A 23,944-nucleotide genomic window follows, 5' to 3' on the forward strand; every position below is an offset into this window, starting at 1 on the left:
TCCTTTATCAAATCTTATTAGAATAAATTATTGTTTGTGTTAGAAACACACAAAGGTCAATTATACCTAAAAGCTTTGGAAAGTTCAAGCTGATCTTAAATAAAAAAAGAAGATATTAATCTCTTCTTTTTTTAATGTGCTGAATAATTTGGTGCTTCATTTGTAATTTGAACATCATGAGGATGACTTTCAATCAAACCAGCTCCTGACATTTCAATGAATTGTGCTTTTTCATGTAGTTCGTTTATTGTTCCTGCACCAACATAACCCATACCTGAACGAATTCCACCTAGCATTTGGAAGACAATATCTGCTGCAGCTCCTTTATAAGCGACACGACCTTCAATTCCTTCTGGAACAAGTTTATTTGCTTCATTAACAGACCCTTGGAAGTAACGATCACTAGACCCTTTTTTCATGGCTGCAATAGAACCCATACCACGATAAGTTTTAAATTTACGTCCTTGGAAAATTTCTGTTTCTCCTGGTGCTTCATCAGTACCAGCAAACATTGAACCAAGCATGACGGCATTTCCACCAGCAGCTAAAGCCTTGACAATATCACCTGAATATTTAATACCACCATCAGCGATAATTGTTTTTCCATATTCACGCGCAACTGCAGCGGCATCATAAATAGCTGTAATTTGAGGAACACCAACACCTGCAACGACACGCGTTGTACAGATTGATCCAGGTCCAATACCAACTTTAACAATATCAACTCCAGCATCGTACAAAGCACGTGCTCCTTCAGCAGTTGCAATATTTCCTGCAATCAAAGTACGATTTGGAAAATGATTTCGGATTTCAGCAATTTTACGAAGCACACCTGCTGAATGACCATGTGCTGTGTCAATAACGATAGCATCTGCACCAGCTTCAAATAGAGCTTCTGCACGTTCGAAAGTATCAGAAGTTACACCAACTGCTGCTGCTACTAATAAGCGACCAAATTCATCTTTTGCAGCATTTGGAAATTCAATGACTTTCTCGATATCTTTTATTGTAATTAAACCTGAAAGACGTCCACTTTCATCTACAACAGGTAATTTTTCAATTCGGTGCTCATGAAGGATACGTTCTGCTGTGACTAAGTCAGTTCCAACTGGTGCTGTGACTAATTTTTTACTTGTCATATGTTCTGAAATTGGAGCATTATAATCAGAGATAAAACGCATATCACGGTTTGTAATAATCCCAACTAATTTGCGGTTGGCAAGTGTCTCAACGATTGGGACACCACTAATGCGATAGCGTTGCATTAATTCTTCAGCTTCAGAGACTTTATGTTCAGGTGTAAGGAAAAATGGATCAATGATAACCCCGTTTTCAGATCGTTTTACCTTACGAACTTCTTCAGCTTGGTCTTCAATTGACATGTTCTTATGAACAACACCTAATCCACCAGCACGTGCAATAGCGATAGCCATCTTACTATCTGTTACTGTATCCATAGCTGCAGTAATAATTGGAATATTCAGTGTCAAATTTTTGGCTAGTTTCGTTTTCATGCTAACTTCATTTGGCAATACATGACTTTCAGCTGGAATCAATAAAACATCATCAAACGTAAAGCCTTTTTTCAAAAATTTAGTGTCCCAATTTGACATTGAAAATTTCCTCTTTTCTTCTATAAGAATATTAGTAATTTTTATTGATTACTATCATAACAGACGAGACTTATTTGTCAACTAAATAATCAAAAAACATAAGCTTCTAGCTTATGTTTTTCTATTTTTTTGAAAAGAAAAATGGTGGGGTGTAATGACTTAGTTTTTCAAAACAAATTTGAGCCATTTTATCATCTTGACAAATAATAAGGCAAGTATCATCGCCACAAACTGTAGCTAAAATTTCGGGTAATAAAATACTATCCAAAATAGAACCAAAAGATTGAGCCAATCCTGGAAGTGTTTTTAAGACAATTTGATTTTGTACAGGAAAAAGCATAACCAGTGCATCTTCCATATAGAATCGTAATCTTTCTTCCCAGCGTTTTTGTGAAATATTATGAATTTCATAGTAGGTCTCATGAGCATTCTCATTCACTTTGATGAGATTGAGGTCTTTCATATCTCTAGACAAAGTAGCTTGAGTTACAGAGACACCATTTTTATGCAATAACTCACGTAACTCTTGTTGAGTATGAATTTTTGTTTCTGTTACTAATGATCGAATTAATTGGTGTCGCGTTTCTTTCTTGTTCATTCTTAATTTCCTCATTCAATAAATTGATTAAAATAGTTTCTATTAAGATAGACGAGTTTTTTACCTTTAAGTTGAATAATATTTTTTTCACGTAAATTTTTAATAACATGACTTACTGTTTCACGTGTTGTTCCACTCATATTAGCAAGATCAATAGTTGTTAGAGGAAATGGTATTTCCCCATTTCCAGGATTAATTTCTAACAATAAGGTTGCCAAAGACTGGACAACTCTCATACTAGCACTTGATGTCACCATATTTCGTAGTCTAATTTCATGAATTTCAAGTAATTTTGAATATTTTTGACATAAATGTTTCATTTGTTGTAAATTTTGTTGAGAATATTCTTCATACAATGACATAGGAATCATGAAGTATTGAATATCAGTAATAGCGATAGCTGAAAAATGATAGGTTTTATCTAAAAACAAACCACCATAAGGAAAAATAGTATTCTGTCTCACATAATCAGTGTAAATGAATGAGCCTGATAAATCAGATTGTTCTATCTTGACATGACCAGACTGAATTAAAAATAGATGTTCTCTATTATCTTCTTCAAAAAATAATGTGTGATTTTTTAGTGCTGTTCTAAATTTGATTTGGCTGACCAGTTGGTCAAACTGCTCAATAGTGAAATATTTAAAATCTCGGAGATTTCTTAAATACAAATATTGCTCTTTTGTAATCACGAAATGACCTTTCTAAGTTGTCTGTATTTGAATATTATTCAAATACTTATTTCTTTTCAATGGATAATATATAAAAAGTAGATGTCATCATCATTATATCAAAAAAAAGCTGACTTTTAAATTGAATTATGAAAGCGGTTGTGAAAAAATAACTTATAGCTATTATATTTAACTATTCAAAAAATAAGGAGGTCTTTATGAGTCAATTTATTGTTGATTCCTCATTTTGGAATCTATTCCCACAAGCAAAATTAGGTGTTGTTCTATTAAAAGACTATACTTTAAATGATGACTACCAACTTGAATTAACAAATTTATTAAAAGAAAGTAATGAGAAGGCTTTACAACACCTCACAGAAGAGACATTCAGTGAAAATGATGTTATTCAAATTTATCGTAAAGCTTTTCAACAATTTAAAACAAAAAAGGGAGCACGATCTAGTATTGAATCCCTATTAAAAAGAGTTTCAAATGGAAAACCTGTTTCTAACATAAATCCACTAGTAGATATTTATAATGCAGCTAGTCTTCAATTTGCACTTCCAGTAGGAGCAGAAGACAGTGATACTTTCGAAGGTGATTTACAGTTAACCATTACCGAAGGCGGAGACGATTTTTTCCTCATTGGCGAAGATGATAATAAGCCAACCTTACCAGGTGAACTTTGTTATCGAGACGACAATGGAGCAGTATGCCGCTGTCTCAATTGGCGTGATGGTGATCGTACAATGATTACAGAAAAAACTAAAAATGCCTTTCTCATTATTGAAGCTCTAGATCCATCTCAGTTTGAGTCACTTGAAAAAGCATTAAACTTTATCGAAGAAAAAAGTAAGCAATATCTTGGTGCAAAAACACAACAATTTATTTTGGACAAAGAACACACAACTATAACAATTTAAAAAAGAAGGTCATCCTTCTTTTTTTGATATTTTTTCACTTTTTTTGAATTAATAAATATTAATTTTCACTTCTATAACCGTTTTTTCTTTAAGAAAACAGTTACATTTTTATAAAGTTGCAAAATATAGTATAATAACGTGAAATACTTAACAGTAAAATCGTGAAATAAATCTTTTTTTCCGTATCAAAAAAGATAAAATGAAAACGTAAACAATGATAAAATTCTTGAGTAGTGAAAAATTCACTACTATTTGAAAGGAGGAGTCATAAAATGGCTCAAACAAGTCCAATTCATGTATTTTCCGAAATCGGAAAATTAAAAAAAGTCATGTTACATCGCCCAGGTAAAGAAATTGAAAATCTTATGCCTGACTATTTGGAACGTCTTCTCTTTGATGATATTCCATTCTTAGAAGATGCTCAAAAAGAACATGACGCATTCGCACAAGCACTTCGTAACGAAGGTGTTGAAGTTCTTTATTTAGAAGACTTAGCTGCTGAATCACTTACAAGTCAAGAAATTCGTGAACAATTTATTGATGAATATATCAGCGAAGCTAATATTCGTGGTCGTGCAACTAAAAAAGCTATCAGAGAGTTGCTATTAGGTATTGAAGACAACAAAGAACTTGTTGAAAAAACAATGGCTGGTGTTCAAAAATCAGAACTTCCTGAAATTCCAGCAGCTGAGAAAGGATTAACCGATTTAGTAGAATCAGATTATCCATTTGCTATTGATCCAATGCCAAATCTTTATTTCACTCGTGACCCATTTGCAACAATGAGTACAGGTGTTTCATTGAACCACATGTTCTCAGAAACACGTAACCGTGAAACGTTGTATGGTAAATACATCTTTACACACCATCCAGAGTATGGTGGAAAAGTTCCACTTGTATACGATCGTAATGAAACAACTCGTATCGAAGGTGGCGACGAATTAGTTCTTTCTAAAGATGTTCTTGCTGTTGGTATCTCTCAACGTACTGATGCTGCATCAATTGAAAAACTTTTGGTTAACATTTTCAAACAAAACCTTGGATTCAAAAAAGTTTTAGCATTTGAATTTGCAAACAACCGTAAATTCATGCATCTTGACACTGTCTTTACAATGGTTGACTATGATAAATTTACAATTCATCCAGAAATTGAAGGAGACCTTCGTGTTTACTCTGTAACTTATGAAAACGAAGACCTCCATATTGAAGAAGAAAAAGGTGATTTAGCAGAACTTCTAGCTGAAAACCTTGGTGTTGAAAAAGTTGAATTAATCCGTTGTGGTGGTGATAATCTTGTTGCTGCAGGACGTGAACAATGGAACGATGGATCAAACACATTGACAATCGCACCAGGTGTTGTCGTTGTTTACAACCGTAACACAATCACAAATGCTATCTTAGAATCAAAAGGATTGAAATTAATCAAAATCAACGGAAGCGAATTAGTTCGCGGTCGTGGTGGTCCACGTTGTATGTCAATGCCATTTGAACGTGAGGATCTATAAAAAAATAATTCAAAAAAAATCATTAAAGAGGTAACTAACTTATGACACAAGTATTCCAAGGACGTAGTTTCTTAGCAGAAAAAGACTTTACACGCGCTGAATTAGAATATCTTATTGACTTTTCAGCACATTTAAAAGATTTGAAAAAAAGAGGAATTCCTCATCATTATTTAGAAGGTAAAAACATTGCTCTTCTTTTTGAAAAAACATCTACTCGTACGCGTTCTGCATTTACAACTGCAGCAATCGATTTAGGTGCACATCCAGAATATCTTGGTGCTAATGACATTCAATTAGGTAAAAAAGAATCAACTGAAGATACTGCAAAAGTTTTAGGACGTATGTTTGATGGTATTGAATTCCGTGGTTTCAGCCAAAGAATGGTTGAAGAACTCGCTGAATTCTCAGGTGTTCCAGTATGGAATGGTTTAACAGATGAATGGCATCCAACACAAATGTTAGCTGACTTCTTGACAGTTAAAGAAAACTTTGGAAAACTTCAAGGAATTACTTTAGTATATTGTGGTGATGGACGTAATAACATGGCTAATTCTTTATTAGTTACTGGTGCAATCCTAGGTGTTAATGTTCGTATCTTCTCACCAAAAGAACTATTCCCATCAGAAGAAGTTGTTTCACTTGCTGAATCATATGCAAAAGAAAGTGGTGCAAAATTGCTTATCACTGAAGATGCTGATGAAGCTGTAAAAGGTGCTGACGTTCTTTATACAGATGTTTGGGTATCAATGGGTGAAGAAGACAAATTTGAAGAACGTGTTAAATTATTGAAACCATATCAAGTTAACATGGATCTTGTTAAAAAAGCTGATAACGAAAACCTTATTTTCCTACATTGCCTACCTGCATTCCATGATACAAACACTGTTTACGGTAAAGACATCGAAGAAAGATTTGGTGTTAAAGAAATGGAAGTTACTGATGAAGTCTTCCGTAGTAAATATGCTCGTCACTTTGATCAAGCAGAAAACCGTATGCACACAATCAAAGCTGTTATGGCTGCAACTTTAGGAAATCTCTTTATTCCAAAAGTTTAAAATCGAATGACTATAGGGAATTGACTATACGTCAATTCCCTATTTTTTGAAATGAGGTATAAAATGGAAGAAGAAAAAAAATTAGGGCTATTGCCACTAACAATGTTGGTTATTGGTTCTCTCATCGGTGGTGGAATCTTTGACTTGATGCAAAACATGAGTTCTAAAGCTGGTTTAGTTCCAATGCTTATCGCTTGGTTAATTACTGGAATTGGTATGGGAACTTTTGTTTTAAGTTTCCAAAACTTATCTGAAAAACGCCCAGATTTGACTGCTGGTATCTTTAGTTATGCTAAAGAAGGTTTTGGGAACTTTATGGGATTTAACTCTGCTTGGGGTTATTGGTTATCAGCATGGCTTGGAAATGTTGCTTATGCTGCACTACTATTTAGTTCACTAGGTTATTTCTTCAAATTCTTTGGTGATGGTAATAATATTGCTTCAATTCTTGGTGCAAGTATTGTTATTTGGGTTGTTCACTTCTTAATTTTAAGAGGTGTTAATACTGCTGCTTTCATCAACACTATCGTTACTTTTGCAAAATTGGTGCCTGTTGTTATTTTCCTAATTTCAGCATTATTAGCTTTCAAATTTAACATTTTTAGTCTTGATATCTGGGGAAATGGTCTCCATCAATCTGTATTCAATCAAGTAAACTCAACAATGAAAACTGCTGTTTGGGTATTTATTGGTATTGAAGGTGCCGTTGTCTTCTCAGGTCGTGCTAAAAAACATTCTGACATTGGTAAAGCAAGTATTCTAGCATTATTCACGATGATTTCACTCTATGTGTTGATTTCAGTATTATCACTTGGTGTTATGTCTCGTCCAGAACTTGCTAACTTAAAAACACCAGCTATGGCTTATGTTTTAGAAAAAGCTGTTGGTCACTGGGGTGCTATCTTAGTTAATCTTGGTGTTATTATCTCTGTATTTGGTGCCATTCTTGCTTGGACTTTGTTTGCAGCTGAATTACCATATCAAGCTGCTAAAGAAGGTGCATTCCCTAAATTCTTTGCAAAAGAAAATAAAAATAAAGCACCAATTAACTCTCTATTAGTAACTAATCTCTGTGTACAAGCATTCTTAATCACATTCTTATTCACACAAAGTGCTTACCGTTTTGGTTTTGCTTTAGCATCATCAGCTATCTTAATTCCTTATGCATTCACAGCATTGTATCAATTGCAATATACGCTTCGTGAAGATAAATCAACACCAGGTCATCAAAAGAACTTGATAATTGGTATTTTTGCTACAATCTATGCAGTTTATCTTATTTATGCTGGTGGTTTTGATTACTTACTTCTAACAATGATTGCCTATGCTTTAGGTATGATTCTCTACGTCAAAATGAGAAAAGATGATAAACTTCCTGTATTTGTAGGATATGAAAAAATTAGCGCCATTGTTATTCTAGTACTTTGTCTATTATGTATTATTGAAATTATGACTGGACAAATTGATCTTGCTGCTATTTTAGCTGGATAATTCATAGAAAGAGGAAAAAATTGGTAAAAGAACATCAAAAAATCGTAGTTGCCTTAGGTGGTAACGCTATTCTATCAACAGATGCTTCTGCAAAAGCTCAACAAGAAGCATTAATTAGCACATCAAAATCACTTGTTAAACTTATAAAAGAAGGCCATGATGTTATCGTTACTCATGGTAATGGTCCACAAGTTGGTAACTTATTATTACAACAAGCTGCTGCTGATTCTGAAAAAAATCCTGCTATGCCACTTGATACTTGTGTTGCTATGACTGAAGGTAGCATTGGCTTCTGGCTACAAAATGCACTTGATAATGAACTACAAGAACAAGGTATTGAAAAAGAAGTCGCAACTGTTGTTACTCAAGTCATTGTTGACGAAAAAGATCAAGCCTTCACAAACCCAACAAAACCAATTGGTCCATTCTTATCTGAAGAAGACGCTACTAAACAAGCTCAAGAAACAGGTTCAAAATTTAAAGAAGATGCTGGACGTGGTTGGCGTAAAGTGGTTCCTTCACCAAAACCAGTTGGAATCAAAGAAGCATCTGTTATCAGACGTTTAGTAGACTCTGGTGTTGTTGTTATTAGTGCTGGTGGTGGCGGTGTTCCCGTTATTGAAGATGCTAATACAAAAACATTACAAGGTGTTGAAGCTGTTATTGATAAAGACTTTGCTAGTCAAACCCTATCAGAACTAGTTGATGCAGACCTATTCATCGTCTTAACTGGTGTTGACAATGTCTTTGTTAACTTTAATAAACCAAATCAAGAAAAATTAGAAGAAGTTACGGTTTCACAAATGAAACAATACATTTCTGAAGACCAATTTGCGCCAGGAAGTATGTTACCAAAAGTAGAAGCTGCAATTGCTTTTGTTGAAAACAAACCTGAAGCGCGTGCTATCATTACGTCACTTGAAAATATTGATAATGTCTTAGCAGAAAATGCAGGAACACAAATTGTTGCTGGCTAATAAAAAAAGAAGCTGTTTCAGCTTCTTTTTTATTTGTAATAATTTAATCCCATTGCTGATTTCACTTCATCCAGAGTAGAAGAGGCTACAGCTTGAGCTCTCTCACTTCCATTTTTGAGCATTTGATATACCTGTCCCATATCTTTAGCATATTCTAAACGACGCTCTCTAATAGGCGATAACTCCCGTTCTAAGATATCAAGAAGATAACGTTTTGTTTTAACATCTCCAAGACCACCTCTTTGGTAGTGTTCTTTCATAGCATTAATTTCTTTTTGATCTTCAGCTCTTCCAAAAACATCAAGATAATGGAATACCATATTACCTTCAATTTTTCCTGGGTCTTCTACTTTGATATGATTTGGATCAGTATACATGCTCATTACTTTTTTCTTAACGGTATCCATATCATCAGCAAGAAAAATACCATTATTTAATGACTTAGACATTTTGGCATTGCCATCCAAACCAGGTAAACGTCCTGCAGCTTCATTATCTGGATAAATACCTTCTGGCTCAACTAAAACTTGACAATTATAGGCATGATTAAATGAACGAACAATTTCACGTGTTTGTTCAATCATTGGTTTTTGGTCTGTCCCTACAGGTACAAAATTAGCTTTAAATGCTGTAATATCAGCTGCCTGTGCAACTGGATAAACCAAAAAACCTGCTGGAATAGACTCTCCAAAACCTTTTTGAGCAATCTCAGTTTTGACAGTAGGATTGCGTTCTAATCGTGCTAGTGAGACCAAGTTCATATAATACATACTTAGTTCTGCCAATTCTGGAATTTGACTTTGAATAAATAAAGTTGATTTATTTGGATCTAACCCAACAGCTAAATAGTCAAGCGCCACATTTCCAATTGATTCTACAATGGTTTGTGGATCTTTAGCATGATCAGTTAAAGCTTGTTGATCAGCTAAAAAAACAAATAATTGATACTTACCTTCATTCTGTAGTGCAACTCTATTTTTTAAACTACCCACATAATGACCAATATGTAGTTTTCCAGTTGGTCTATCACCGGTTAAAATAATTGGTTTAGTCATCTTTGCTCCTTAATTATTCTTCATTTGCAAACTATATAGTTATATTATCATGTCACTACACTGATTGCAATTGGAATTACTGAAATCAACTGTTCTTAAGGACTAAATATTATGCATTTTCAAATCCTTTTTGACTATTTCGATACCATAATGAACCATAATAATTAACAAGGTCACTGTAACACCTAAAATAGCTTTATAGCCAACAAATTTAAATAATTCAGCTGCTACCAAAGCTCCTACAACAAAAGCTCCTACAACTAAAGAATAATTGATTGCTCTACGTTTTTGTTTTTCTGTTTTTTGTCGACTAACGATATATTCATACCAAAATTGCAACATCTTTCTATAGTTACCTGATGTCATTAAAATAGTATAGGGTTCAGATTCTATGCGACTTCCTGAAAATGTCAACATTAGTATACCAGTACCTAAGGCTAATAAAGCAACCCAAATATTATGATCTACTTTTGAAATAAAAGGAATAGCAATAGTTGAAAGTAATAAAGGAAGTAAAGCATATAAACGCCAATAAGCTGTTATTGCTCTTTCTTTTATCATTATGCCAATTAAAAAGCCAATTGAGAAAAAAGCTACTGAAAACAATTTCGTAATTAAAAAATGAAAATCATCTTGACCTAGATTAGTGACCATTAAAATAATATTCCCTGTTTGAGTTGCTACAAGGGTATGGAATTGCATTTCACTATAGACATCAATAAATCCCCCAATAAATCCCAATAATAATGCCATTGGTCTTCCATCTTGTGGCATTACTCGTTGATTTAATTGCATGAATCAAATTTCCTTTCTTATTTTCTCACGCATTCCATTATATACCAAATAAGCTTTCTTTCAAGAAATAATCTAAAATATAAATTCTTTTTCAAAAGACTTGACTAGTTTGACTTACTATAAGATAATAGATGGTAACGAATTGATATAAACACAAAAGTGTAAGGTTGTCGGTATTTTTACCGACAGCTTTCTCTTTTTTATTGTTGAAAAAAAATCGTATTAGTTAGGAGAAATGATGTCAAAGAAATTTAAAAATTTTTTGCTGTTAAATGTTGGAGCTTTCATAGCTGCTTTTGGTTTTAATGCTTTTTTTGTTCATAACAATATTGTTACTGGTGGTATTGGTGGACTTGCTATTAGCTTTCATCAAATTTTTGGTTGGGATTCTGCTAACTTTATGTTAATTGTAAATATTCCACTTTTACTACTGTGTTACTTTGGTTTAGGTAAACAAACTTTTATTAAAACCATCTATGGTTCTTGGGTTTACCCATTACTCATTAAATTGACACAAAATGTACCTACAATGACAAAAAGCCCTCTCCTTGCTGCAATTTTTGGTGGATTGGTCGTAGGTTTTGGATTAGGAATTATTTTTTGGAGTGATTCTTCAACTGGTGGTACAGGTATTCTTGTTCAATTATTAGGAAAATATACTCCGATCAGTCTTGGTCAAGGGGTTGTCCTTATTGACGGTTTAGTTACATTGATTGGTTTTTTAGCTTTTGATAGTGACACTGTTCTTTATTCTATTATTGGACTAGTTGTGATTAGTTATATTATTAATGCCATTCAAACTGGATTTACAACTTTGACAACAGTTCTTATTGTTTCTAAAAGACATCATCAAATTAAACATTACATTAATACTGTTGCTGATCGCGGTGTTACAGAAATCCCTGTTAAAGGGGGCTATTCAGGTAAAAATCATGTTATGCTCATAACTACAGTAGCAGGCTATGAGTTTGCTAAATTACAAGAAGCAATTGAAAAAATTGATGAAACAGCCTTTATCACTGTAATGCCAACATCACAAGTTAAGGGACGTGGATTTAGTCTTCAAAAGAATCATGCACAGATTGAAGATGACATCCTTATCCCAATGTAATTGATTGAAAATAGAGGCTTTTTCTAGTAAAATAACAGAGAAATTATATACAAGAGGTAACCAAATTTGCTAACTGTTTCAGACGTGTCGCTACGCTTTAGTGACCGTAAATTATTCGATGATGTTAATATAAAATTCAGTGCTGGAAATACTTATGGATTAATTGGTGCTAATGGTGCTGGAAAATCAACATTTTTAAAGATTCTTTCAGGTGATATTGAACCAACAACTGGTCATATTTCACTGGGAACAGATGAACGCCTTTCTGTTTTACGACAAAATCATTTTGATTACGAAGAAGAACGTGTCATTGATGTTGTTATTATGGGAAATGAACAATTATATAGCATTATGAAAGAAAAAGATGCTATTTATATGAAAGCTGACTTTTCTGAAGAAGATGGTGTCCGTGCCGCTGAATTAGAAGGTACATTCGCTGAACTTGGCGGATGGGAAGCTGAAAGTGAAGCTTCACAACTTCTTCAAAATTTAAATATTGCTGAAGAGTTACATTATCAAAATATGAGTGAATTAGCTAATGGTGATAAAGTAAAAGTTTTATTGGCTAAAGCTCTCTTTGGTAAGCCTGATGTTCTCTTACTTGATGAACCTACAAATGGTTTAGACATTCAGTCTATTTCTTGGTTAGAGGATTTCTTAATTGATTTTGAAAATACTGTGATTGTTGTCTCTCACGACCGTCATTTTTTGAATAAAGTATGTACTCACATGGCTGATTTAGATTTTGGTAAAATCAAACTCTATGTAGGTAACTATGATTTTTGGAAACAATCTTCTGAGCTAGCTGCTCGTTTACAAGCTGATCGTAATGCAAAAGCTGAAGAAAAAATAAAAGAATTACAAGAATTCGTTGCACGCTTCTCAGCTAATGCATCTAAATCTAAACAAGCAACATCTCGTAAAAAAATGCTTGATAAAATTGAATTAGAAGAGATTGTTCCATCTAGTCGTAAATACCCATTTATTAATTTTAAAGCTGAACGTGAAATGGGTAATGATCTTCTAACAGTTGAAAATCTTTCTGTCACTATTGAAGGTGAAAAGGTTATTGACAATATCAGCTTTATATTACGTCCTGGAGATAAAACAGCGCTTATTGGACAAAATGATATTCAAACTACAGCTCTAATAAGAGCTTTAATGAATGACATCGAATATGAAGGTACTATTAAATGGGGCGTTACTACAAGTCGTTCTTATCTACCAAAAGATAATTCAAAAGATTTTGCTTCAGGTGAATCTATCCTAGAATGGCTTCGTCAATTTGCTTCCAAAGAAGAAGATGACAATACTTTCTTACGTGGTTTCTTAGGTAGAATGCTCTTTTCTGGAGATGAAGTTAACAAGTCTGTCAACGTCCTATCTGGTGGGGAAAAAGTTCGTGTTATGCTGTCTAAATTAATGCTACTAAAATCCAATGTACTAGTTATGGATGACCCTACTAACCATTTAGATTTAGAATCAATTTCAAGCCTTAATGATGGTTTAAAAGATTTCAAAGAATCTGTTATTTTTGCGAGTCATGATCACGAATTTATTCAAACAATTGCAAATCATATTGTTGTTATTTCAAAAAATGGTGTCATTGATCGTATTGATGAAACATATGATGAATTCCTTGAAAATAATGAGGTCCAAGCAAAAGTTGCTGAACTTTGGAAATAAATAATAAGGCGGCAACGCCTTATTATTTTTAGTATTATCTATATTAAAGAAAGAATCTTATAAATATGAATCAATCCTTTAAAAAAGGGTTTTATTACTCACTTAGTTTTATTATTCCATTTTTCATTATATTTTTTAGCTTGTTAGCCAAAGGAATTAGCTGGGGAAGTCAAACAACAATTTTAGCTAGTGATTGTTTTCATCAATATGTTATTTTTGCACAAGTTCTAAGAAATATTTTACATGGTCAAGACAGTCTATTTTATACATTCACAAGTGGACTTGGTATAAATTTTTATGCTTTAATGAGTTATTATCTCGGCAGCTTTTTGGCACCCTTTTATTTCTTTTTTAAACTTCAAAACATGCCTGATGCCATTTATTTATTTACCTTAATAAAAATTGGATTAATCGGTTTATCAAGTTTTTACAGCATAAAACACCTCTACCTTAAGATACCTTATCTTTTAATACTCTGTCTATCATCTTCATATGCGTTGATGAGTTTTTCAGTTAGTCAACTTGAAATCAATATGTGGTTGGATGTTTTTATACTAATCCCACTAATCATTCTAGGTTTACATCAATTGATTAGCGAAAGACGATTTCTACTTTACTATGTATCGCTAAGTCTTCTTTTTATTCAAAATTATTATTTTGGCTTTATGAGTGCTATCTTTTTAGCAGGCTATTTTTTAGTTCAACTAACAAGATTTTCACACTTCAAATCTATTTGGCGTCCAATTTTAGACTTTACAGTGATGTCAATACTTGCTGGATTAACATCAGCAGTTATGTTACTACCCACTTATTTTGATTTATCAACACATGGTGAAACTTTTACTAGTGTCAAAAGTCTGTTGACAGAAAATACTTGGTATTTAGATTTATTTGCAAAAAATTTAGTTGGAGCTTATGATACAACTAAATTTGGAGCTATTCCTACTATATATGTTGGAATATTACCTCTAATTCTTGCTATTTCCTTCTTTACACTCAAAGAAATTGATTGGAAGATTAGAGTTGCTTATTTTTTATTTTTAGCTTTCATAATAGCTAGTTTTAGTTTACAACAGTTAGATTTACTTTGGCAAGGTATGCATTCCCCAAATATGTTCTTACACCGCTATTCTTGGGTATTTTCGACTCTGATTATTTACCTTGCAGCAGAGAGACTTGACAATAGGTTGACAAGTCAATATATCAAAAATGATTTAATCAGCTTATTGATTATTTCATCGGGATTCTTAGCTACTTATTTCTATAGAGATCATTATTCTTTTTTAAGTCAATTTAATTTCTTACTGACATTAGCATTTTTATCGGCTTATCTTATTTTATTAGTTAATATATCTAATAAAAAAATTCCTTCCTACTTTATTCTAGCTTTCACGTTACTTTTTTCAGTAATTGAACTTAGTTTAAATACCTACTACCAAGTCAACGCATTGGGTGATGAGTGGGTTTTTCCAACTAGAAATGGTTATAATAGTCATTTAAACAGTATTGAAAAATTAGTTAAATATGCTAAATCTGATAATAGTAATAGTTTTTATAGGACAGAAAGAATATTACCTCAAACAGGTAATGATAGTATGAAATACAACTACAATGGTATTTCACAATTTTCTTCAATTAGAAATAGAACTTCTAGTCATATAATGGATAGATTAGGATATAAATCTGATGGTACGAATCTAAATCTAAGATATCAAAATAATACACTACTAGCTGATAGTTTATTTGGTATAAAATATAATTTAAGTGAGTTTACAGTTAGAAAACTTGGATTTACTCTTTCTAACCAGACAAATGATATGAAATTGTATCAAAATCAAAATGCATCATCCTTAGGTATATTGTCAAGTAAGCTTTACAAAGATGTCAATTTCACTGTCAACACACTTGACAATCAAAAAAATCTTGTCAACCAGATTACTGGTTTAAATGAAAATTACTTTTCTCTTATTAATGCAAATCTTGTCAATGGTGCTCAAATACTGAATCAACGTGTTGTTTCAAATAATCAATCTAATGATTCAACTACTATTACTTATCAATTTAGAGTTACAAATAATGCACAAGTATACGTTAATATGTCTAATATTACCTTTTCAAATGACGCTAAAAAAGACATTTTTGCAACTGTCAATGGATTAACCAATCAGTATACTATAGATAATGCTTTTCCATTATTTGATTTAGGTCACTTTAAAGCAAATGATATCGTTACAGTATCATTTAATTTCCCTCAAAATAAACAAATTTCTTTTGATCAACCACAATTTTATGCTTTAGATCAGACCGCTTTTGAAAACGCAACAACTAAACTAAAAAAATCAAGTGTTTCTTCAAAAGTCAATGGGAATAAGATCTATTTTGACTATAAAATATCAAAAAATCGTTCATTATTAATCACTTTACCATATGATCAAGGTTGGTCTGCTAAAGTTAACGGTAAAAAAATAGCAATTACCAAATTCCAAGAAGGCTTTATGAAAGTAAATCTCAAAAAAGGAAAAGGACAGATTGTATTAACTTTCATTCCAAAAGGTTTTATTTTAGGAATGATACTTTCTATAATAGGAGTGTGTCTATTTATCCTTTATAACTTTTTAAGTAAGACTTCAATATTAACCCAAAAATCAAATCAAAAAGAAAAAGCTTACTCTTAAGAATAAGCTTTTTCAATTAAAAAATCCCAGAAACCTAGGAAATTTGTCTTATCACTCCGGCAGTAGGACTCGAACCTACGACATCATGATTAACAGTCATGCGCTACTACCAACTGAGCTATGCCGGAAAAAGAAAAAAATTGCTCATCAGCAATTATAATAGTCCGTACGGGATTCGAACCCGTGTTACCGCCGTGAAAAGGCGGTGTCTTAACCCCTTGACCAACGGACCTAGAAGTAATGGAAAGTATTTCCTTAACACTCTTATTATTATATCAGATTGTATAACTTTGTCTAGCTATTTTTTACTTTTTTATTCACTTTTTAGCATAAAATTTTAGTTTTGAGTGTTTTTTTTAATTTTTATTGCTTTTCTATTCTTATTTTTTATAACATAATATATATTGCATATTTCTTTATTTTTTGTTAAAATAATTAAAGTTGATGGTCTCATAGCTCAGCTGGATAGAGCATTCGCCTTCTAAGCGAACGGTCGCAGGTTCGAATCCTGCTGGGATCAAAAAACCTACCAATTGGTAGGTTTTTTTATTTATGATAAGGACTTCCTTGTTGAATCATAAAAGCACGGTATATTTGTTCTATTAATACTAGTCTCATTAATTGATGTGGTAAAGTTAATTGACCAAAACTCATCAAAAATTGAGCTCTTTTTTTTACTTCTGGTGACAAACCTAGACTTCCACCTATTATAAAAGTAATATCTGAATAACCATTCAAGGTTATTGTTTCTATTTTTTGACTAAACACTTCTGATGGAAATTGTGTTCCCTCAATTGCTAAAGCAATAACAAATTCCCTTTCTGAAATTTTTGAAAGAATACGATTTCCTTCTTTATTTAGAATAGCCTTATTCTCAGCTTGGCTAGCATTATCTGGTGTTTTTTCGTCTGGTAATTCAATTATTTCAGTTTTTGTAAAACGACTAAGCCTTTTTTGATATTCTGCTATACCTTCTTTTAAATACTTCTCTTTCAGTTTACCAACTGCAATTAATTTTATTTTCATATTGCTATTTTAGCATAGCTATACACATTTTATCCACACCCTTTTATATAAAAATACCTGACTTTTCCTTTGATACTATTGTATCTTTAACTATTTTAAAATAGTTTTCCACAGGTTGTGGAAACTTTATTTTTAAAAATTTTTAAGGTATAATTAAGCCAAGTTTTCTATTCTAACAAAAATGACTCATGGAGGTAGGAAAGGCTTGAATAAATTTAAATCAGGTTCGAAAACATTATTAAAATTACTTATTTTAATAATAGCAGGTTTTGTAGGTGGAATGATTGCAACTTTTACACTTAATTCCTCATCAAATTCAATTACAAGTAAAGGAAATGTAACAACAAGTAAAGTTGCTTACGAAAATACAACAAATACAACCAAGGCAGTTAAAAAAGTTCAGAATGCTGTTGTATCTGTTATTAATTATAAAAAACAATCCAGTACTGACAACGCTTATAGTCAATTCTTTGGTAATTCTGATTCTAATTCCAATTCAAATGATAACGAAATGTCAATTTATAGCGAAGGTTCAGGAGTTATTTATAAAAAGGATGGTAACTCAGCTTATTTAGTAACCAATAACCACGTTATCGATGGAGCAGATCGCATTGAGATTCAACTAGCTGATGGCAGTAAAGTTGTTGGTAAGCTCGTTGGTTCTGATACTTATTCTGATATAGCTGTCGTAAAAATTTCTTCATCCAAAGTGAAATCCGTTGCAGAATTTGCTAATTCAACAAAATTAAATGTTGGTGAAAGAGCTATTGCTATTGGTAGTCCTTTAGGAACAGAATATGCAAATTCAGTTACAGAAGGTATTGTTTCAAGTTTAAGTCGTACTGTCACGCTTAAAAATGAATCTGGTGAAACAGTTTCTACTAATGCTATTCAAACCGATGCTGCTATTAATCCTGGTAATTCTGGTGGACCACTTATTAATATTGAAGGTCAAGTTATCGGTATTAATTCAAGTAAAATTTCATCAACTTCATCAACTTCAAGTGGTGATAGTGTCGAAGGTATGGGATTTGCCATTCCATCTAATGATGTCGTGAAGATCATTAATCAACTTGAAAAGAATGGTGAAGTGACGCGTCCAGCTTTAGGTATTTCAATGGCTAGTCTAAGTGATCTTTCAACTAGTGCTTTAAGTCAATTGAATATTCCAAGTAGTGTCACAAATGGTATTGTTGTTGCATCAACTCAATCAGGAATGCCTGCCGATGGAAAACTTAAACAATATGATGTTATTACTGCTATTGATGGTGAATCTGTTTCATCAACTAGTGATTTGCAAAGTGTTCTTTATGGTCATAGTATTAATGACACCATCAAAGTTACTTTCTATCGTAAATCTGAAAAGAAAACTGTTGAAATTAAATTAACAAAGACAACTAAAGACTTATCAAGTAAAGAACAAACTAATCCTTAAAATTAGGCTTGATTGTCATAAAACAGCTATTGAGTAATAGCTGTTTTATGTATGTTTATGAGAGATTTTATGACTGAAACATTAAAAACAATTGCGATAAAAGATATCGTTCCAAATCCTTACCAGCCACGTCAAATCTTTAATGAAAAAGAGCTTTTAGAATTATCAAATTCTATTAAAGAAAATGGACTTATTCAACCTATTATCGTCAGAAAATCTGATGTCTTTGGTTATGAATTGATAGCTGGTGAAAGACGACTTAAAGCTTCTCAATTAGCTGGTTTTTCTGATATTCCCGCTATTATAAAGCCTATTTCAAATCAAGAAAGTATGAAACAGGCTATTATTGAAAATTTACAACGAGAAAATCTCAACTCAATTGAAGAAGCACTTGCTTACCAAAATTTGATTGAAAAAAATCAAATGACTCATGATGAATTAGCAACTTATATGGGAAAATCAAGGCCGTACATTACTAATATAATCCGTCTTCTTAATTTACCAAAAGAACTTAGGGATAGTCTTGAAAAAGGTGAGATTAGTACAGGTCACGCGCGTGCTCTTCTTGCTATTGAAGATCGTAAACAACAAGCTTATTGGCACCATAAAATTATCAATGATTCATTAAGTGTTCGTTCTCTTGAAAAGGCATTAAAACCAGGTAATAAGAAACCAAAACAAACTGAATCCATCTTTGTCAAATCAATCGAAAAAGAAATTTCTCAATCATTAGGTATTTCAAGTAAATTAATTTGTCATCAAAAAGGTAATGGTAAATTAACCTTAACATTTTCAAATATGGAAGAATTAAACAGAATTATCAACAAGTTAAAATAACTTGTTGATTTCTTTTTTTTCAAAAACATTTATTTCCACAGATTACATTTAGCTTTAGAGCCTAAAAATAAAGGTTTTTTCTCTTATCCACAAGTTGTGGATAAGTTTAGCTCACAATGTGAATACGTCATCCACAGCTTGTGGAAATCTTTTTGTTTTCTTTCCAATTTGATGGAAAACATTTCCTATTTATGTTAGAATATGTCTATCATTATCCACAAGAAGGGCAAAAACATGACTGAAAATGAACGCATTTTTTGGAATAGAATTTTAGAGCTTGCTCAAGGTCAATTAACACAAGCTACATATGAATTCTTTGTTTTAGATGCTCGTCTGATAAAAGTAGAAAATCAAGTAGCTACTATCTACTTAGACAATATGAAAGAATTGTTTTGGGAGAAAAATCTTAGAACTGTTATTCTAACTGCTGGATTTGAAGTTTTTAATGCAGAAATCTCAGTAGATTATGTATTTGAAGAAGATCTCTCTTCTTTAAATTCTAATACATCAAATAACGATTCTAATGCAACACTTCAACCTACTACACAGCAACAAACACAAATCTTACCAGTAATTCAGACAGATTTAAATCCAAAATATAGTTTTGATAATTTTATACAAGGTGATGAAAACAAATGGGCAGTTGCAGCTTCTATTGCTGTAGCAAATACACCAGGAACAACATACAATCCCTTATTTATTTGGGGAGGCCCTGGACTTGGGAAAACCCATCTTTTAAATGCTATTGGTAACTCAGTTTTACTTGAAAATCCTCATGCTCGTATCAAATATATCACTGCAGAAAACTTTATCAATGAATTTGTTATCCATATCCGTCTTGACACAATGGATGAACTCAAAGATAAATTTAGAAACCTTGATTTATTGTTAATAGACGATATTCAATCTCTAGCTAAAAAAACCTTATCTGGTACGCAAGAAGAGTTTTTTAATACCTTTAATGCTCTTCACAATAACAACAAACAAATTGTACTGACGTCAGATAGAACTCCTGATCAATTAAATGATTTAGAAGCAAGATTAGTGACACGTTTCAAATGGGGATTAACTGTTAATATAACACCTCCTGATTATGAAACCAGAATTGCCATTTTAACCAATAAAATTCAGGAATATAATTTTGATTTTTCTCAAGATACAATAGAATACTTAGCAGGTCAATTTGATAGTAACGTTAGAGACTTAGAGGGTGCTTTAAAAGATATCAGCTTAGTTGCTAATATTAAACAAATAGATACTATAACAGTAGATGTTGCAGCTGAAGCAATCAGAGCAAGAAAACAAGATAGTCCTAAAATCACTGTTATTCCTATTGAAGATATCCAAACACAAGTTGGAAAATTTTATGGTGTCACCGTGAAAGAAATAAAGGCGACGAAAAGAACCCAAGACATTGTTTTAGCTAGGCAAGTTGCTATGTATCTCTCTCGTGAACTAACCGATAATAGTCTTCCTAAAATTGGTAAAGAATTTGGTGGAAGAGATCATTCAACTGTACTTCACGCATATAATAAAATCAAAAATATGATAGCTCAAGATGATAGTTTAAGAATTGAAATTGAAACCATAAAAAATAAGATTCGTTAAACCCTGTGGAAAAAAGAAATTTTTAATAAAACTTATCCACAACTTGTGAACAAGTCTTGATCCTTATACCATATAAAACAAAGTTACTTTTCCACCTTATCCACAAGACCTACTACTACTACTAAATATTATACTTATAAAATAAAGGAGTTCCCATGATACATTTCTCAATTAATAAAGCACTTTTTCTTCAAGCATTAAATGCAACTAAAAGAGCTATTAGTAGTAAGAATGCTATTCCTATACTCTCTACAATAAAAATCGAAGTAACAACTTCTAGCATTACATTAACTGGTTCAAACGGGCAAATCTCTATTGAAAATACTATTCCAGTTTCAAATGAAAATGCAGGCTTATTAATCACATCAACAGGTTCAATTCTACTAGAAGCTAATTTCTTTATTAATATTGTTTCAAGCTTACCTGACCATACTCTTGACTTCAAAGAAATTGAACAACATCAAGTTTTACTAGTAAGTGGTAAATCAGAAATTACTCTAAAAGGAAAAGACATTGATCAATACCCTAGACTTCAAGAAGTAACAACTACTGATCCACTTATTCTTGAAACAAAATTATTAAAGACAATCATTGCAGAAACAGCATTTGCTGCAAGTTTACAAGAAAGTCGTCCAATCTTAACTGGTGTTCATCTTGTCTTAACAGAAAATAGTGATTTTAAAGCTGTTGCAACTGACTCTCATCGGATGAGTCAACGTAAAATACAGCTAGAACATAAAGCAAATAATTTTGATGTAGTTGTTCCAAGTAAATCTCTTCGTGAATTTTCATCTGTATTCTCAGAAGATATTGAAACAGTAGAGGTTTTCTTCTCCGCAAGCCAAATCCTCTTTAGAAGTGAAAATATTAGCTTCTATACACGTCTTTTGGAAGGTAATTATCCTGATACTGACCGTTTGTTAACAGATCAATTTGAGACAGAAGTTGTTTTCAATACAAGTGAACTCCGTTATGCTATGGAACGTGCACATCTTATTTCAAATGCTACTCAAAATGGTACTGTAAAATTGGAAATCACTTCAGATGTAGTTTCAGCTCATGTTAATTCACCAGAAGTTGGTAAAGTAAATGAAGAAATTGACGTTGTTAGTCAATCTGGAACAGATTTAACTATTAGTTTTAATCCAACCTATTTGATTGAATCACTAAAAGCACTAAAAAGTGAAACCGTTCGTATCCATTTTCTTTCACCAGTTAGACCATTTACCTTGACTCCAGGTGAAGAAAGCGAAAACTTTATTCAACTTATTACACCTGTAAGAACGAATTAAGATAAAAATAAAAAAGAGAATCTTTGATTCTCTTTTTTATTTTTTGTCATCTAATGTCATAATTCCTTTTTTAACATGAAAAAGTTTTATGTCATCTGGTAAGTCATTTAAATGACTTAAACTTGTTGTTGTAATAAATGTTTGGACATGTTCTTCGATAATTGCTTCAAGTAACTTGGTTTGTCGATGATTATCCAATTCACTCATGACATCGTCAAGTAACAATATTGGATTATCGCCTGTAGCTTCTTTGATAAGTGAAATTTCAGCAAGTTTTAGTGATAAAATGACACTACGGTGTTGTCCTTGACTCCCAAAATCAGCATTTATATGATTAATATAAAAAATTAAATCATCTCTATGAGGACCAACACCAGTATTTTTTGAAGATATCTCTTGATCTTTTCTGTTGTAATTGTTGTAAGAATTCTGTTTTAATGTCATTTTTGTCTGTAAAATGAACGGAACTATGATAATCAATAGTGATCTTTTCAAGTTGATTTGAAATTAATTGATGATGTCTATTAGCTTGTTCTTCTAACTTTTGAATAAAATCTAGTCGATGAGTCATGACACGACTTCCAAATTCAACCAACTGTTCATCTAATACATCTAAGAATGTATTGTCGATTTTTTCATTAGATTTAAGATAAGCATTACGTTGTTTTAAAACATGATTGTACTGGGTTAAATCAGATAAATACACCGGTTTTATTTGACCTAAGTCAATATCTAAAAATTTACGTCTGAGACTTGGTGCCCCTTTTATGAGTTGCAAATCTTCTGGTGCAAACAAAACAACAGTCATATGTCCTATATAATCTGATAAGCGAGCTTGTTTGAGATGATTCACCTTTGTAATACGTCCTTTATCAGAAAGTTGTATCTCTAGACTCAAAGAACCATTTTGACGTTCTATTTTTCCAGATAGAGAAACTTGTTTTTCTTTAAAATAAATTAAATCTTTATCTGAACGAGTTCTGTGACTACGTGTTAATGATAAAAAATATATAGCTTCTAAGAAATTTGTTTTTCCCTGTGCATTTTCTCCAATAAAGATGTTAAGACCAGGTGAAAATGTTGCTAAACTTTCTTTATAATTCCGATAATTTTTTAGTGATAATTCTTTAATCCACATAACTATATTCCTGGAAATCTGACAGGTTTTTTTGAATTTTTAGTTTTAGTTTTCTTAGAAGATCTATTATTTTTATTTTCTTGATTAAGTGTTTTAACTAATTTTGTAACTCTTTCTTTTTCTTTGATATCTTCTAGATGGACATGTTTTTCTTCTTGAGTAGGTTCAACAATATCTATTGTAGTTTGATTTTTAGTTAGAAAGATTTCATCACCAATTCTTATTTTTTTACCACGACGTTTTTCATCTTCTCCATTAAAAAGAACAGTATTTTCTGCAAGATAAGATTTTATAGCACCACCACTTTGGATAATACCAAGTTCTTTTAATAAAGATTGTAATGTAATGTATTCATCAAATAACTTATATTTCATATGATTCTCCAAATTATAATTCAAGTCATTATAGCATAATTTTAAAAACAACTTAAAATGGAATCATTAAAATGATATG

At 32.0% G+C, this 23,944-nt stretch carries 19 protein-coding genes, 3 tRNA genes and 1 pseudogene; 13 read left to right on the plus strand and 10 right to left on the minus strand.

The genetic code is table 11. The features are described from left to right. Positions 1-131 precede the first annotated feature (131 nt). The 3 genes from guaB to STRUR_RS00105 form a co-directional block, all read right to left on the minus strand. Complete coding sequence (guaB, locus tag STRUR_RS00095) at positions 132-1,613, minus strand: IMP dehydrogenase (RefSeq protein WP_006739913.1); 1,482 nt, start codon at positions 1,611-1,613, stop codon at positions 132-134. Between the two features lie 121 nt (positions 1,614-1,734). Then, positions 1,735-2,211, minus strand: coding sequence for an arginine repressor (locus STRUR_RS00100; RefSeq protein WP_006739010.1), 477 nt, complete (start codon positions 2,209-2,211; stop codon positions 1,735-1,737). An 11-nt stretch (positions 2,212-2,222) separates the two neighbouring features. Continuing rightward, positions 2,223-2,903, minus strand: coding sequence for a Crp/Fnr family transcriptional regulator (locus STRUR_RS00105; protein ID WP_006739219.1), 681 nt, complete (start codon positions 2,901-2,903; stop codon positions 2,223-2,225). Between the two features lie 197 nt (positions 2,904-3,100). Here STRUR_RS00105 and STRUR_RS00110 point away from each other — a divergent pair, with 197 nt between their 5' ends. The 5 genes from STRUR_RS00110 (at position 3,101) to arcC (ending at position 8,833) form a co-directional block, all read left to right on the plus strand. After that, positions 3,101-3,805: a B3/B4 domain-containing protein gene (locus tag STRUR_RS00110; RefSeq protein WP_006738742.1), complete on the plus strand. Its 705-nt coding sequence runs from the start codon at positions 3,101-3,103 to the stop codon at positions 3,803-3,805. 272 nt (positions 3,806-4,077) lie between these two features. Continuing rightward, entirely contained in the window at positions 4,078-5,310 is a 1,233-nt protein-coding gene (gene arcA, locus STRUR_RS00115) for an arginine deiminase (protein ID WP_006739718.1), read from the plus strand. 41 nt (positions 5,311-5,351) lie between these two features. After that, the gene (gene argF / locus STRUR_RS00120; protein ID WP_006740184.1) at positions 5,352-6,365 is read left to right on the plus strand and encodes an ornithine carbamoyltransferase; all 1,014 of its coding nucleotides are present in this window, start codon (positions 5,352-5,354) and stop codon (positions 6,363-6,365) included. A gap of 63 nt (positions 6,366-6,428) precedes the next feature. Beyond that, positions 6,429-7,856, plus strand: coding sequence for an arginine-ornithine antiporter (gene arcD / locus STRUR_RS00125; protein WP_006738731.1), 1,428 nt, complete (start codon positions 6,429-6,431; stop codon positions 7,854-7,856). Positions 7,857-7,876: 20 nt separating this feature from the next. Then, the gene (gene arcC / locus STRUR_RS00130; protein WP_006739251.1) at positions 7,877-8,833 is read left to right on the plus strand and encodes a carbamate kinase; all 957 of its coding nucleotides are present in this window, start codon (positions 7,877-7,879) and stop codon (positions 8,831-8,833) included. Between the two features lie 29 nt (positions 8,834-8,862). Here the strand turns inward: arcC and trpS are convergent, their stop codons facing one another. Both trpS and STRUR_RS00140 read right to left on the minus strand, forming a co-directional pair. Continuing rightward, the gene (gene trpS / locus STRUR_RS00135; RefSeq protein WP_006739974.1) at positions 8,863-9,888 is read right to left on the minus strand and encodes a tryptophan--tRNA ligase; all 1,026 of its coding nucleotides are present in this window, start codon (positions 9,886-9,888) and stop codon (positions 8,863-8,865) included. 102 nt (positions 9,889-9,990) lie between these two features. Further along, positions 9,991-10,683: a YoaK family protein gene (locus STRUR_RS00140; protein ID WP_006739548.1), complete on the minus strand. Its 693-nt coding sequence runs from the start codon at positions 10,681-10,683 to the stop codon at positions 9,991-9,993. Positions 10,684-10,921: 238 nt separating this feature from the next. On the opposite strand from STRUR_RS00140, the gene STRUR_RS00145 reads away from it, so the two are divergent. The 3 genes from STRUR_RS00145 to STRUR_RS00155 all read left to right on the plus strand — a co-directional run bounded on the left by STRUR_RS00145 (position 10,922) and on the right by STRUR_RS00155 (position 16,155). After that, entirely contained in the window at positions 10,922-11,794 is an 873-nt protein-coding gene (locus STRUR_RS00145) for a YitT family protein (protein WP_006740002.1), read from the plus strand. 66 nt (positions 11,795-11,860) lie between these two features. Further along, on the plus strand, positions 11,861-13,480 hold the full coding sequence (locus STRUR_RS00150) for an ATP-binding cassette domain-containing protein (protein ID WP_006738660.1): 1,620 nt from the start codon (positions 11,861-11,863) through the stop codon (positions 13,478-13,480). Positions 13,481-13,545: 65 nt separating this feature from the next. Then, positions 13,546-16,155, plus strand: coding sequence for a YfhO family protein (locus STRUR_RS00155; RefSeq protein WP_006739110.1), 2,610 nt, complete (start codon positions 13,546-13,548; stop codon positions 16,153-16,155). 54 nt (positions 16,156-16,209) lie between these two features. Here the strand turns inward: STRUR_RS00155 and STRUR_RS00160 are convergent. Both STRUR_RS00160 and STRUR_RS00165 read right to left on the minus strand, forming a co-directional pair. After that, positions 16,210-16,283: transfer RNA gene (locus STRUR_RS00160), tRNA-Asn, on the minus strand. Between the two features lie 32 nt (positions 16,284-16,315). Next, positions 16,316-16,387 (minus strand) — tRNA-Glu (locus STRUR_RS00165). A gap of 214 nt (positions 16,388-16,601) precedes the next feature. Between STRUR_RS00165 and STRUR_RS00170 the strand changes: the two genes are divergently transcribed. Beyond that, positions 16,602-16,675, plus strand: a tRNA-Arg gene (locus STRUR_RS00170). 26 nt (positions 16,676-16,701) lie between these two features. On the opposite strand, the gene rlmH is transcribed toward STRUR_RS00170, so the two are convergent. Continuing rightward, positions 16,702-17,181: a 23S rRNA (pseudouridine(1915)-N(3))-methyltransferase RlmH gene (rlmH, locus tag STRUR_RS00175; RefSeq protein ID WP_006739842.1), complete on the minus strand. Its 480-nt coding sequence runs from the start codon at positions 17,179-17,181 to the stop codon at positions 16,702-16,704. Positions 17,182-17,362: 181 nt separating this feature from the next. Here rlmH and STRUR_RS00180 point away from each other — a divergent pair, with 181 nt between their 5' ends. From STRUR_RS00180 to dnaN, 4 genes are all read left to right on the plus strand, one after another. Beyond that, positions 17,363-18,616 (plus strand): S1C family serine protease, encoded by a 1,254-nt coding sequence (locus tag STRUR_RS00180; RefSeq protein WP_196792571.1) that lies wholly within the window; start codon positions 17,363-17,365, stop codon positions 18,614-18,616. Between the two features lie 69 nt (positions 18,617-18,685). Then, positions 18,686-19,453: a ParB/RepB/Spo0J family partition protein gene (locus tag STRUR_RS00185; protein WP_006739949.1), complete on the plus strand. Its 768-nt coding sequence runs from the start codon at positions 18,686-18,688 to the stop codon at positions 19,451-19,453. 234 nt (positions 19,454-19,687) lie between these two features. Beyond that, entirely contained in the window at positions 19,688-21,061 is a 1,374-nt protein-coding gene (dnaA, locus tag STRUR_RS00190) for a chromosomal replication initiator protein DnaA (RefSeq protein WP_006740388.1), read from the plus strand. Between the two features lie 155 nt (positions 21,062-21,216). Then, positions 21,217-22,353 (plus strand): DNA polymerase III subunit beta, encoded by a 1,137-nt coding sequence (gene dnaN, locus STRUR_RS00195; protein WP_006739136.1) that lies wholly within the window; start codon positions 21,217-21,219, stop codon positions 22,351-22,353. A gap of 36 nt (positions 22,354-22,389) precedes the next feature. Here dnaN and recF read toward each other — a convergent pair. After that, positions 22,390-23,491, minus strand: a pseudogene (gene recF / locus STRUR_RS00200) (DNA replication/repair protein RecF). A gap of 2 nt (positions 23,492-23,493) precedes the next feature. Further along, positions 23,494-23,865 (minus strand): S4 domain-containing protein YaaA, encoded by a 372-nt coding sequence (gene yaaA, locus STRUR_RS00205; RefSeq protein WP_006738841.1) that lies wholly within the window; start codon positions 23,863-23,865, stop codon positions 23,494-23,496. Between the last annotated feature and the right edge of the window lie 79 nt (positions 23,866-23,944).

It is taken from the genome of Streptococcus urinalis 2285-97 (assembly GCF_000188055.2).
Lineage (GTDB): Bacteria > Bacillota > Bacilli > Lactobacillales > Streptococcaceae > Streptococcus > Streptococcus urinalis.